The sequence below is a fragment of the Hymenobacter volaticus genome (genome assembly GCF_022921055.1).
GTDB lineage: Bacteria > Bacteroidota > Bacteroidia > Cytophagales > Hymenobacteraceae > Hymenobacter > Hymenobacter volaticus.
The window spans coordinates 2,258,239-2,270,314 of record NZ_CP095061.1; the positions used below are offsets into that span (position 1 = coordinate 2,258,239).

The 12,076-nt window shown below is 54.3% G+C and carries 13 protein-coding genes; 8 read left to right on the top strand and 5 right to left on the bottom strand.

The genetic code is table 11. From position 1 onward, the window contains the following. Nucleotides 1-13: 13 nt before the first annotated feature. Both MUN86_RS09720 and MUN86_RS09725 read right to left on the bottom strand, forming a co-directional pair. The gene (locus MUN86_RS09720; RefSeq protein ID WP_245124695.1) at nucleotides 14-1,480 is read right to left on the bottom strand and encodes a cellulose synthase family protein; all 1,467 of its coding nucleotides are present in this window, start codon (nucleotides 1,478-1,480) and stop codon (nucleotides 14-16) included. A gap of 106 nt (nucleotides 1,481-1,586) precedes the next feature. Further along, the gene (locus MUN86_RS09725; protein ID WP_245124697.1) at nucleotides 1,587-2,279 is read right to left on the bottom strand and encodes a glycosyltransferase family 2 protein; all 693 of its coding nucleotides are present in this window, start codon (nucleotides 2,277-2,279) and stop codon (nucleotides 1,587-1,589) included. 178 nt (nucleotides 2,280-2,457) lie between these two features. Between MUN86_RS09725 and MUN86_RS09730 the strand changes: the two genes are divergently transcribed. The 5 genes from MUN86_RS09730 to MUN86_RS09750 all read left to right on the top strand — a co-directional run bounded on the left by MUN86_RS09730 (nucleotide 2,458) and on the right by MUN86_RS09750 (nucleotide 6,280). Next, nucleotides 2,458-2,925 (top strand): peroxiredoxin, encoded by a 468-nt coding sequence (locus MUN86_RS09730; RefSeq protein WP_245124700.1) that lies wholly within the window; start codon nucleotides 2,458-2,460, stop codon nucleotides 2,923-2,925. Between the two features lie 197 nt (nucleotides 2,926-3,122). Continuing rightward, entirely contained in the window at nucleotides 3,123-3,572 is a 450-nt protein-coding gene (locus tag MUN86_RS09735; protein ID WP_245124703.1) for a hypothetical protein, read from the top strand. A gap of 140 nt (nucleotides 3,573-3,712) precedes the next feature. Continuing rightward, nucleotides 3,713-4,714 (top strand): alpha/beta fold hydrolase, encoded by a 1,002-nt coding sequence (locus MUN86_RS09740; protein ID WP_245124705.1) that lies wholly within the window; start codon nucleotides 3,713-3,715, stop codon nucleotides 4,712-4,714. A 292-nt stretch (nucleotides 4,715-5,006) separates the two neighbouring features. Then, entirely contained in the window at nucleotides 5,007-5,261 is a 255-nt protein-coding gene (locus MUN86_RS09745) for a hypothetical protein (protein ID WP_245124708.1), read from the top strand. A 32-nt stretch (nucleotides 5,262-5,293) separates the two neighbouring features. Next, entirely contained in the window at nucleotides 5,294-6,280 is a 987-nt protein-coding gene (locus MUN86_RS09750; RefSeq protein WP_245124711.1) for a polysaccharide deacetylase family protein, read from the top strand. On the opposite strand, the gene MUN86_RS09755 is transcribed toward MUN86_RS09750, so the two are convergent. The 3 genes from MUN86_RS09755 to MUN86_RS09765 form a co-directional block, all read right to left on the bottom strand. After that, the gene (locus MUN86_RS09755) at nucleotides 6,246-7,616 is read right to left on the bottom strand and encodes a 4Fe-4S binding protein (RefSeq protein WP_245124713.1); all 1,371 of its coding nucleotides are present in this window, start codon (nucleotides 7,614-7,616) and stop codon (nucleotides 6,246-6,248) included. The genes MUN86_RS09750 and MUN86_RS09755 overlap by 35 nt on opposite strands. A 70-nt stretch (nucleotides 7,617-7,686) precedes the next feature. Further along, a complete protein-coding gene (locus MUN86_RS09760) occupies nucleotides 7,687-7,947 on the bottom strand; it encodes a hypothetical protein (protein WP_245124715.1) in 261 nt (86 codons plus the stop codon). A gap of 104 nt (nucleotides 7,948-8,051) precedes the next feature. Beyond that, nucleotides 8,052-9,401 carry an NAD(P)/FAD-dependent oxidoreductase gene (locus MUN86_RS09765; RefSeq protein ID WP_245124717.1) on the bottom strand — a complete coding sequence of 450 codons (1,350 nt, stop codon included), beginning with the start codon at nucleotides 9,399-9,401 and terminating at the stop codon, nucleotides 8,052-8,054. Nucleotides 9,402-9,572: 171 nt separating this feature from the next. On the opposite strand from MUN86_RS09765, the gene MUN86_RS09770 reads away from it, so the two are divergent. The 3 genes from MUN86_RS09770 (at nucleotide 9,573) to MUN86_RS09780 (ending at nucleotide 12,073) form a co-directional block, all read left to right on the top strand. Further along, the gene (locus MUN86_RS09770; protein WP_245124719.1) at nucleotides 9,573-10,346 is read left to right on the top strand and encodes a DUF547 domain-containing protein; all 774 of its coding nucleotides are present in this window, start codon (nucleotides 9,573-9,575) and stop codon (nucleotides 10,344-10,346) included. Nucleotides 10,347-10,441: 95 nt separating this feature from the next. Next, on the top strand, nucleotides 10,442-10,855 hold the full coding sequence (locus MUN86_RS09775) for a hypothetical protein (RefSeq protein WP_245124722.1): 414 nt from the start codon (nucleotides 10,442-10,444) through the stop codon (nucleotides 10,853-10,855). A 513-nt stretch (nucleotides 10,856-11,368) separates the two neighbouring features. Continuing rightward, nucleotides 11,369-12,073, top strand: a complete 705-nt coding sequence (locus MUN86_RS09780) for a carboxypeptidase-like regulatory domain-containing protein (RefSeq protein WP_245124725.1) — start codon at nucleotides 11,369-11,371, stop codon at nucleotides 12,071-12,073. Nucleotides 12,074-12,076 lie beyond the last annotated feature (3 nt).

The window sequence follows — 12,076 nt, forward strand, 5'->3', positions numbered from 1 at the left end:
TGCGTAGTGCAGACTACTTACGGTGCCGCATAGAATAGTAGAAAGTTAAGCCGTAGCCAATAGTAAGCATCAGGTGGAAAGGAATCAGGCCCCAGTCATGTAAGTAAAGCCCGGCCCCAATACCGAAAGCAAAGTATAACGTCAGCAGTCCTTCCAGCAAGGTAAGACCGTCAAGCAAAGAGCCGGTGCGGTAACGCCGCCCCCGCCACGTGCCCTGCTGATTTATTAGTCCGAGCTTGGGCGTCCGGATAAAAGCCGACTGCTTGCCGAGCCAGCCGAGCAGCACCGCCCGCGCGTTATGCAGGGTCAACCCCATCGACATCGACATGAACAGCAGAAACTTAGGCGCAAACCGCCACCCCGAAGCCAGCGGTTTGTCGAGGCGCCAACTCGTGTAGTAGTAGTGAATAAGGGGAACGAAGGCCAGCAGGAACACCGACGACAGTTGCAACAGCGGCTTGAGCTGCGGCAAATCAACGCGCACGTACACCAGCGGCACGCTTACCAACGCCATAAGCAGAATGGCTACGAACACGGTGCTGTTGAGCAAATGAAACGCAGCGTGCAGCTTGGTGGCAGTGGTTTGGTTGGAGCGCAGCACCGTTAGCAAGTGCTTACGAGCTGTTTCGGCGGCGCCCTTGGTCCAACGGAACTGCTGCGACTTGAGGGCATCCATGGCCGCGGGCAGTTCGGCCGGAGCTACTACCTGGGGTAGGTACCGGAAGCGCCAGCCCCGAAGCTGAGCACGGTAGCTTAAATCCAGGTCCTCGGTAAGCGTATCGGTGTGCCAGCCGCCGGCGTCTTCGATGCAGGAGCGACGCCAAATACCGCCGGTGCCGTTGAAGTTGATGAAGTGCCCACCGCTGGTGCGGCCCACTTGCTCGAGGTAGAAGTGCGCATTCAAGCCAAAGGCTTGGAGCTGCGTCAAGAGTGAGTAGTACTCGTTTAGGTGGCCCCAGCGGGTTTGCACTACGCCTACATCGGGTGCGTCGAAGTAGGGTAGGGTTCGGCGCAAAAAGTCGGGCTTGGGTACGAAATCGGCGTCGAAAATAGCAATGAACTCGCCGTTGGTAAGCTCCAAGCCGTGGCGTAAGGCACCCGCCTTAAATCCCTGCCGGTCGGAGCGGCGCACCTGGTCGATGCGCAGGCCGCGGGCTCGGTAATGTGCCACGCGGGCCGCCACTAGCCCTACCGTTTCATCGGTGGAGTCGTCGAGGACTTGCAGGTGGAGCTTATCGGCTGGGTAATCGAGGGCGGCGCAGGCGTCGAGCAGGCGCTCCACCACAAATACTTCGTTGTAGATAGGTAGCTGCACGGTCACGCGGGGCCAAGTGGCAGGAGCAGGCGGCTCGGTTGGCAGCCCGCGTGCATAGGCCCTGCGGGCCAGTTGTGTCAGCTGAAACTGCGTAATGCTGAAGCCTAGGATGAAAGCCAGGCACAGCCCATACAGCACTAGCAGCGTGACTTCAAGAAAAAGCATGCAGGAAATAAAAGGGGGCAAAGTACGGCATGCCAGCGTTATAAATCATCACTCTAAGGCAATGAGCTTGATTAGGGCACTGTGCAGCAACGGTGCTAAGGATAGATTATAAATAGCGAAAAATAGTCCACAGGATTTTGTAGCCGGCCCCCAGCGTGCCCCGCACCGTCCCCGACACTTTACTGGTGCCAATGCGGCGACGGTAGCGCACAGCTACTTCAGTGCTCGGAATCTTGAGCTTGGCGGCTTTTAGCTGCATTTCCACGGTCCAGCCGTAGGTGGTATCCTGCATGCCGATCCGCGTAAGGGCCGATGCCCTGATAGCTCGGAAGGGGCCAAGGTCGGTGAAGCTAGCACCGTAAAGCTTGCGCAGTAAGTTGGTGGCCAGCCAATTGCCGAATATCTGCTGCGGCATCATGGAGCCGGCTTCTCGCTCCCCCAAGGCCCGCGAGCCAATTACCATATCTGCTTCGCCGCGCAGAATAGGGGCAAGTAGCAGCGGCATTTCCTCGGGATAATCGGAATGGTCACCGTCTAGAAAAACAATGATGTCGGGCTGTTCGGCGGCGGGGCGGGCGTAGCAGCGGGCCATGCCGGCCAGGCACGCGTAGCCGTAGCCGGGTCGGGGCTCTCGGAGCACAGTGGCACCCGCAGCACGCGCTACTGTCCCGGTTTGGTCGGAGGAGTTGTTATCAACCACGATGACTTCCCGTACCAACCCAGCTGGAATTTCAGCCAGCACCTTCCCAATGGACTGCTCTTCGTTGTAGGCCGGGATAATAACATCTATTAACGGCATCCTATAGGCTTCATAAATTTCAAGTAGCTGCGACGATTTTAGTTGTTTGACCCGGTTTCAGGCGCCAGCAAGCATCTGGAAGCTACAAATATGCGGTTTGTACGACCATAAAATCCTCTTCATCTAAATTCTAACCGTCTAGGTTACTTTTACGGTTTCAACCTGAACCGTAACCTTTATGCTTCACTTAGGTGACACTGCTCCCGACTTCACCTTGAAAACCACTACTGGTGAGGCGTTTCGCTTAGCCGATCAACGAGGAAAACGGGCCGTAGTCTTGTATTTCTACCCCAAAGACGACACCCCCGGCTGCACTGCCGAAGCCTGCTCGTTTCGAGACCAGTACCAAGATTTTCAGGATTTGGGAGCTGAAGTTGTGGGCGTTAGTTCCGATTCGGAGGCGTCACATCAGAAGTTCACCCAAAAGCATCGGCTGCCCTTCCCACTGCTCGCCGATACGGGCGGCCAGGTCCGCAAGCTCTACGAAGTGCCTCGCGCGCTGCTCGGCATTCTACCCGGCCGCGTCACCTTCGTTATCGATAAGGAAGGAGTTGTTCGCTACATCTTCAATTCCATGAACCGGGCCACCGACCACGTAGCCCACGCCCGTCAGGTGCTGATAGACTTGCAAGCTTCCGCTACTTAACCCTCACGTCAGTGACAATTTAGCTAGGTAGGTGTTAAACAAGTAGTACGGAACAGCGAAGTTTTACTTTTAATTAGATGGGCACTTTACGAACGGATATGCTACAGCGGGCGCAACGAAGCCGCCGTGTTGTATCACTGCGAACTAGCAACGGTTTGTTTTTAGGCTATGTACTTAGCCACAATCCCGAATTACTAATGTTGCGTACTATCACGCGCCAAGGATTACCGACTGGAGTTCAAACCATTAGCCTCAACACGGTCACGCAGATACATTTCGATGACCGGTACGTGCGCCTGATCGAGTTTAAGGAGCACAACCCCGAGGTGGTATATGCTCTGCCCTCCACCCCAGGTGGCCTCGAAAGTCAATACCTCACGATTCCTGTACTGCTGCAGCGGGCGCGGGAAGTTCGCCAACTTATCATGCTTGAAACCCAAGCTGAGGGCTACCTCTACGGCTATGTAGTGCGCGTTTCCGATGATGAATTACTGTTGGAAACGTACACCCAGTACGGCGAACCAGACGGCCATTCCGTGCTCGGCTTCGACGATATCCGCAACTTGATTTGGAGCGACGAAGACACCCGTACCATCGATTTACTGCTCAAAGAAGGGGGCTTAAACAACGAAAAATCAACATTCTAGGCCGCGTTGATAGCAGCAGTAACGAGGACACCGAAAAGGGTCGGATACAAGGGTTTTCGAGTGCTAGGTAGATCATCAGGGCCGCCAAAGCCACCTGTTTTGCGTAAGCGCAGAGCTAGAATTCATGTTGCTTCCAGTCTATGCACCGCTACCGCTCTCTTCTGCTGTTCTTTTGTGCTTTGTTGCTTGCCACGCTAAGCGTAGCCCAAACCACGCCAACTTCCCTTAACGCCACGCTCGACGGATACGAGTATCCGTATGCGGTACGTACCCTGCCACTCAGGCTCGAAGGCCAGCGCCTCCGGATGGCTTACATGGATGTGCCCGCCACCGCCAAAGCCAATGGCCGTACGGTGGTATTGCTGCACGGTAAAAACTTCTTCGGAGCTTATTGGCGGGAAACCATCAAGGCGCTGACAGCGGCCGGGTTCCGGGTGGTGGTACCCGACCAAATTGGCTTCGGCAAGTCCGACAAGCCTGATATTCATTACTCTTTTCACCAACTCGCTCACAACACCAAGCACCTGCTCGATACGCTAGGCATTCAGAAAGCCACGATTGTAGGGCACAGCATGGGCGGCATGCTTGCTACCCGTTTTGCGCTACTGTATCCCGCAGTCACCGAAAAGTTGGTGCTCGAAAACCCCATCGGCCTAGAGGATTACCGCGTGGGCGTGCCGTTTCAAACCATCGACCAAGCCGAAGCTACCGAGCGCAAAAGTACTGAGGAAAGCATTCGGAAATACCACGCCACCTATTACCCCAAAGGCTACCCCAAAGCCCACGATGAGTGGCTGCTGCCCTTAGTAGCTCAAACCCGCCACCCTGATTTTCCGAAAGTAGCCCGCGCTAACGCCCTCACTTTCGACATGATTTATCAGCAGCCGGTGAGCTACGAGTTTGGGGCTATTACGGCTCCTACGCTGCTCATCATCGGGCAGGATGACCGAACAGTGGTAGGCAAAGGCCTCATCAAAGACCCGAAAGTACTGGCCCGAATGGGGCAATATCCAGCGCTCGGACAGCGCACGGCCGCTCAAATTATAGGTGCTAAGTTGGTGCCGCTATCTGGCGTAGGACACATCCCGCACTTGGAAGCCACACCACAGTTTCTGGCGGCCCTGTTGGCGTTTGTGCGGTAACCCTGGCGGCTCAAGTTGTATTCAGCCAGCGGCTCTACAGCAGTTGTAGGGAAACATTCACTTGGTGTTCTACAGGAATTGTAGACGAATGTAGTTTGCAACCTTCTCAGCGTCATATGAGTCTGTAGAACAGATGTGTACTTCACCCAAAATAGGAACCTACCAATGAAAGCTCTTCTGCTTCTTTTGTTTTCGCAACTCCTACTGGCGTCCGTACAGGCACAAAATACCCCACCTAGTCAGTTAAGATTAAGCGAAAAATTTAGACTGCAGCCACGTTTCCTTGGCGCGTATGCATGCTCCCCCAACCACGCAGAAACAGCAGCAACTAGCTCCTGGAGGCACTTATCGTAGCTCACCGCATGCGTTGCGCATCGTAGTGCCCGACTCTGGAACAAGCAAAATGCCGCAAGCTTTCTTGCCTGATAAAGAGCAATCCGGAGGCGTCCAGCAACTCCCTGCGCAACAGTATGTGCCCGACCAACCAGCTAAGAAGCTAGAGCGTAATTCTTCGCGGCAAGATGAGCATTCGGGTAGCAAGCCGTAAGTTGCGCTTGATTTCGCGCGACTGTCCTCTCTATGGTTAACAGATATTTGCACGGGCTGTTGCCTGCGCTATTATTAACGACTGCTCTTGCACAGGCGCAGCAGCAGAATCCTCTTATACCTGTTTTAACTCGGCCATCGGTTTCTCCTAGAATTAATCCGGCTTCAAAACCAGCCACTCAGGCCACTGCCCGGCGACCAGCTAGCAAGTCCAAGAAAACTAAAGTAGCTGCCAAACCAGCCGTTGTTAAAACAGAGCGGGCAGTTGTTGTCAGCGTAAGCGACACGATTAAAGGGCGCTTTATTGTGCCGCAAGTGCAGTTGCCGGATGCAGTAGCGGCAGCGCGCGTCAATCTGGGTTTGGTAGACGCAGCCTTGGGCGAGGACTTAGAAAATGTGCCGCAGCCGCTTGTTGTCGGTACGGCTATTGAGCAGGCGCACGCAGAGTTCGAGAGCAAGAAAAACGACTTCACTGAGTCCCGATACGAAGTGCTTTACAACGACCACGGCTTGCTGTCAGTGGAGTTTACTTCCTTATACGGTGGCGCTTACCCCTCTACCGTGAAGCGCCATGCCACTTTCGACTTACGCAGTGGCCGTCTACTGGAGGTGCGCGACGTAGTAGCAGATACGGTGGCTTTGCAGCAACGCTGGCAGCAGTCTATTAACCGTCGTGTAACCGAACACTTGCGTACCCTGCCCAAAGAATATCCGCAGATCGAAACGGATACCAACTTACTAACCGACGTTAAGCACCGGCTGTACTGGAACGACAGCACCAGCACCGTCGAGCTGCAGGATGGCGAGCCCCGCTTCTACGACTTTGCCATCACGTCGTTTGGCTTGGTGCTGTACTACGATTTTGGTTTCCCCCATGTCATGGAAGCTTTGCAGCCTGATTCCGATTATCAGCTCACTTATGCCGACATCAAACAGTGGTTGAAACCCAAAGGGCCACTAAGCTTTAAAATAGACGCGTCGCCGCCTAGCTCAAAATCCGCAGCGAATCCGCGTGGATGAGGGTAGAGCCTTGATAGCGACCTTTTCGGGGGCCATTTTCGAGGTTGAGTACACCGCGGGGGCAAGCCGTGCTGCACATCCCGCACCCCACACAAGACGCCCGAATAATAGGCTCGCCGCGCTGAGCGTATTGCTTTACGTCGATGCCCATTTCGCACACGTTTGAGCAGTTACCGCACGAGATGCATTGGGCGCCGTTGGTGGTGATGCGAAAGCGGGAGAAATGCTTCTGCAACAGCCCTAGATACGCTGCCATTGGGCACCCAAATCGGCACCATACCCGGTTGCCTAGCAAGGGGTAGAACCCCACACCAACCACGCCCGAAAACACCGAGCCGATTGCGAACCCATAGGCCTTGGACAAAGGCTCCGCAACAGGCTGCAAGGAAGGTGCTGCGCCCGAAGCTGCCAGCCACAGCAGGGCCGTAATCAGCACAATAAATACGAGGATGGGGTATATAATGCGCACTTCCCAACGCCAGGCGCCGCGTCTTTTGTCGGAGAGGTGGCGGTAAGGGTCGCCCGCGGTTTCGGCGAGGCCGCCGCAGCCGCACACCCACGAGCAATACCAGCGCTTCCCGTAGAAGTAGGTGAGGATGGGAGTGCCAATAAACGACATAACCACGCCCCAGAACACCATGAATACCCCTAGGCCAGGGCCGCCATCTTTCAATAGGTAGCTTACCGTGCCCGGAAACAAGTAGTCGTATTTCAGTGGCCAAAAGTAGCTGAAGTAGTACTCCGGCTTTTGAAAGGCTAACAGCAAACCAGGCAAAAGAAAGGCGAAGCCCAACTGGAAGAACATCACCGATACCGTACGGATGCACTGGTAAGGAGAGTGCCGATATTTCCACAGCGCCCGGCCACCCATCACGAGCACCGCCAGCGTGTAGAAAGTGCCATAGAGCAGCCATTGGTCGGCGGGTTTGTGGCGCAGCCACTGACTGAACGGGTCGAGGGCGTGCACCAATTGATTGAAGGGGCCGAAGTTGCCTTGGTCATCGGGGCTGCTGTACCAATAAAGCACCACGTAGAAGCCGGTGAGCACGACGGCCGTAATCCAGGCAATGGCGCCGCGCCCGGTGCTGCTACGCAACCATAGGTTGTCTTGCTTCACGCCCGCGTCGCCACGTCCAAATTTCAACCAAGCCCAGGCGAGGGTTCCACCGCTTATCAAAGCTAAGGCAACGTAAAAGCTCAAGCGTGCCCGGTCCGCATCGGCATCGAAAGCCACCGTGGATAAGGCCAGTAGCCCTAGCCCAATAGCCGTAAGCAACATTTTTTCAGTTACCGACGTGTCGGATAGAGGGGGCTGAGAAAGAGCAAGCGAGGACATAAGCAAGCAATAAAATTGTAGTCAATTTGATGAGCACCCAAACCCGATAAAGTCAGCAAGTGCGTTATCCCTACTGCATATCGTGGTCATGGTCATCATCGTCATGGTGATGATGGTGATGAGGCGCATCAGGCCTGCCGAAGTAATTAAGCAGCGTACCACCCACATACAAGCCTAACCAGCACACATAAAGCCAGTTGAAACCCGCAGGCGTGCTGTGCGTGAAATAATGCAGAATCAGGTGGGCAGCACCGCTCATGATCAGGCCCGTGACGGCAATGAACTGAAAGCTGTTGAGGGCGCTCGGCCGGTATAGTTTGTTGAAGTCCATGAGGAATGGTTAAAAAATCTGTCCTGAGTCTAGCCTTCGTTTTCAGCTACGATTTGATTGTTTGCTATGCAGATAAGACTAGTAAGTAGCTTCAGGAAAAGTGCTCAGGTACCAGATGCGGATAGCAAACGGGCAAACAACCCCTTGCGCCGCTGTAGTACAACCGGCTGGGCCGGAAACTGCTTGTTGAACTGCGCGACGATCGAGGCTTCGTGCTGCTTGTAGAATTCGGGGTCGAAGTTAGCGGCACCTAATTGGCGCAGTACATCGTGTATCGATGTTTTCGCTCGTAGCCATTTTTCCCACACATCGTGGCGCTGCCGCAAGCCCATGGCGTTCATGCCCGTCACGGCGAAGCCAGCCGAGGGCCGGAAGTTGATTCGGAGGGCGTGCAAAGCATTGGGGTGTTGCCAATAAAACGATTCCTCACCTTCCACAAATTCAGCAGGCACGCGACCGTAGGTTTGGTATTCGAGGTTGAAGAACTTGGCCGAGTTAAACCAGATGCCGCGCTGATAGGGGGTAGGCTGCCCACAAATGGTATGCGCCGCCGTTTCGCCCTGCGCCCGGCCGGTGTACCAGAGTTGCTCGATTGGTACCTCGTTGGCACCTGCTTGACGATGCTGGGCGCAGTCGCCGGCCGCAAAAACGCCAGGCGCGCTGGTTTGCAGCAATTCGTCAACAAGTATGCCCCGTTCGGTGTCTAAGCCAGCGATTTGGGCAAGTGCTAGGTTAGGTTTTACGCCCGTCGCCAAACCGACCCACTGTGCTTCTATCTCTTCGCCGGCAGTGGTGCGCACAGCCCGCACGCGGCCCTCACCATCGGGCAGCAGTTCGGCAAGCTCAGTGCGGTAGCGGACGTCAATATCGTGGGCTTGTAGTTGTAGGCTAATGAGTTCGGCTTCTGGCTTAGGCAAAACAGAAGCCCAATACCGGTCGTCGCGCACCAGCATCGTGACCCGGATGCCCCGGGAGTGTAGCATTTCGGCTAGCTCTATCCCAATCAGCCCGCCACCTACCACCACGGCCTGCCGGATGCCATGCGTGTCGCGGGTCATTTGCTCGAGGTCGGGCAAGGAATAGAGGCCTTGTACGCCGAGCAGGTGCTGACCGGGCCAGTTGGCGAAGCGGCTGACCGAGCCAGTGGCCAGCAACAGGTGGTCGTAGGATAGGGTTTGGCCAGAACTCAGGGTGAGTTTTTTGCTCGTCGTATCTAGAGCCGTAGCCGTAGCTTGCACCAGCCCCAATCGGTTTTCCGCCCAGAACCAATCCTCGAACGGCTTAATGTCCTGATAGCGCAAATGGCCCATGTACACGTACATCAGCGCAGTGCGCGAGTAATGGTGCGTTGTTTCGTCGGATACCAGCGTGATGCGGGCATCGGGGCGCAGCCGCCGAACCGTGACGGCCGCCGTGACGCCTGTAATTCCATTGCCGATAACAACTAGATGCATAAGCGAAAAATAGACGAGGTAGAAAACCTAACTGACCGTGAGTTCTCGTAAAGTTGAGCAGAAAATATCACTGCGCGACGAGGCTTTAATTTCATAGGCGGCGTTAGGTTTGCAGAACCTGCTGTTGCGCTATGGTTTACTTCCTGCTTTCCCTGTTTTACGGATATACGTATGAATTTCTCGTCGGCCGCTTGCCGCCTTACCGCCGGCCGCCTCGTTGCTTTGTTGGTGAGTATCCTGGTGCTGGAAATGTGGCCAACCTTGCCAGCTGCTGCGAGCACTGCTCCGCGTCCGTTGCATGAAGATGTCACGGCCTTCCTGAAAAAAGTTGTGACCCCCGACGGCCAAGTGAATTACACTGCCGCGGGCCACGAAGCTGCCGCCCTGCAAACCCTTATACATCGAGTGCAGCATTTTGATATTGCTGGAGCCACCGCCTCCGAGCGCAAAGCATTCTATTTGAACGCCTACAACTTAACGGTTATCAAGGCTGTAGCAGACGCTTATCCTCTGACGTCGGTAATGAAGCTGCCGGGCTTTTTCGATAAAAAAGAGCATGCCATAGCCGGGGAATTGCTGACGCTCAACGAGCTGGAAAACAAGCTGCGTAAGGTATATGCCGATCCGCGCATTCATTTTGCTTTGGTGTGCGGAGCGCGGAGCTGCCCACGGCTGCGGGCGGAAGCCTACGCTCCAGCCGTCCTCGACGCCCAACTTACCAACCAAGCCCGTAAGGTGTTACAGGACCCGCTGTTTATTTGGGTTGAAGCGAGCACCAACAAGGTACTGGTATCCGAGATTTTCAAGTGGTACGAAGCGGATTTTAAAGCCACTGGCAAGTCTACTCTAGCGTATATCAATCAGTATCGGGGTGCCAAGCTGATTCCAGTCAACGCGGCTCTTGACTTTTACTCCTACGACTGGACACTGAACGACCGAAAATAGTCTGCGGATGTAGTGCTGATTTTCTGCGTATTACAACCCCACTACTTACCACTCGTAAGAATTATGGTATCACTTCACCTGTAATTCTCACGACCATGATATTTGAAAAACTGTTCGGCAAAGACGAAGTCAACGACGAAGACAAGGAAAATAGCCAAATCACTGATAGTCAACCAGCACCCTATAACGAGCAGCTAGAGGAAGAAAAGGCTTACAAAGCCGATCAGAGCAACGGCAAAGAAGCCAATGACCCTTCGGCCCAACGTAATACAGGCGCGCAGGGCTATACGCAGCGTAGCGACCAAAAAGACCAGCTCGAAAATCTGCACATCGGAGGCAGTGAAACCGAGCCACAGGGCGGCAACGACCACAGCAACTCTGGCGAAACATCTTCGGGCCCAGGCTTTGAGTCGGAAGGCAGCGTAGAGCTGGACCACACGTTGCGCACTCGTCACCAAGAGTTCGGCGACAAAGATGTAAGCGGCCCAGCCACCACAGCACACGATTAAATAGCCCCTATATAAACAGTTAGAGTAGGCAATACGCCATAATACAAAAAGAGGCTTGCCATTAATGGTAAGCCTCTTTTTGTATTATAGCGTATTGCCTAGGGCGGCTATCTTTGTTTGGAACGGACTTCATGAGGGTTGATAATTTTTGTCTATTCCAGGATTATTATGGGTGCAGTCCGTTGATGCTGACGAGCTGTTTAATTCTTGTGTGCTTGTAACTGACAAGTGCTTTTGTCGGGTTACAGCGGATCAATGTTGTTATTAAGGAAGTTGATTGCCATTCGGTTTCAAGTCGGTTATGTAGGATCAGGTTAACTTATTTTTGTATTAATGCAAGTATATGCTTGCGGTGAGCTACTGGTAGTTACGAAAGTTAGGATGGCTGAAAAGTAATATTATATCTTTAGGAACCCGTCCTGATTGCTCTTGTCGCTAAATAGCTTTTATGTGCAAATAAGCGCGAGACTCTTTCAGCGAAATTTCCTTGTCCATCTCACTTTCTCTTATTCTATGCCCACTAACTCTACCCTGCCTGAAACCGACAACCAAAGCACTTACCTCAATGAGGAAGAAGAATCTCTCTCTTCCGGTAATAAGTGGTTGGGCGCTGTAGTAGGGGTTATCTTTCTGTTGGCCACTATTGGCTACTTCATGCCCGCAGAAGGGACACGCGATGCAATTAGCAGCGTAATGCCTTCCGTGATGCTTGGAGAAGCTAGTGTTACAGGTGCTCAGCCAGCAGAGGCGGCTGAAGCTCCGACCGAAGCAAAGGAAATCGTCAAAGAAGAAGTTGCTGCCGACACGGAAAAGCCTCTGGTCGCCGAAGTTGCCCCTCGGCGAGTGGTGCGGCCCGTAGCCGAAACAACCCTTGATAGTCGGCAAGTGCAGGCCGTAGCGCCAGTAACCGAGCAAGTAGTAGAAGAAACTGCGCCTGCTACTATTGCAGCACCCGCCGCGCCTGCTTTCTACACCCTGTCGGGGCGCATCCTTGACGAAAACGGCCGGCCGCTCGCAGGTGCTACTGTACTGCTGAAAGGCTCGCGCAAAGGTACTGGTACCGATGCAAGCGGTAATTATTCTCTGGAAGTACCAGCCGGCGACAACCATTTGGTGTACGGCTACGGTGGCTACCAAGACCAAGAAGTGCGCACTCGCGGCTCCCAGCCCGTCAACGTGACACTGCTGCCCACTGAAGGCGGTAAGCGCCGCCGTTAAACG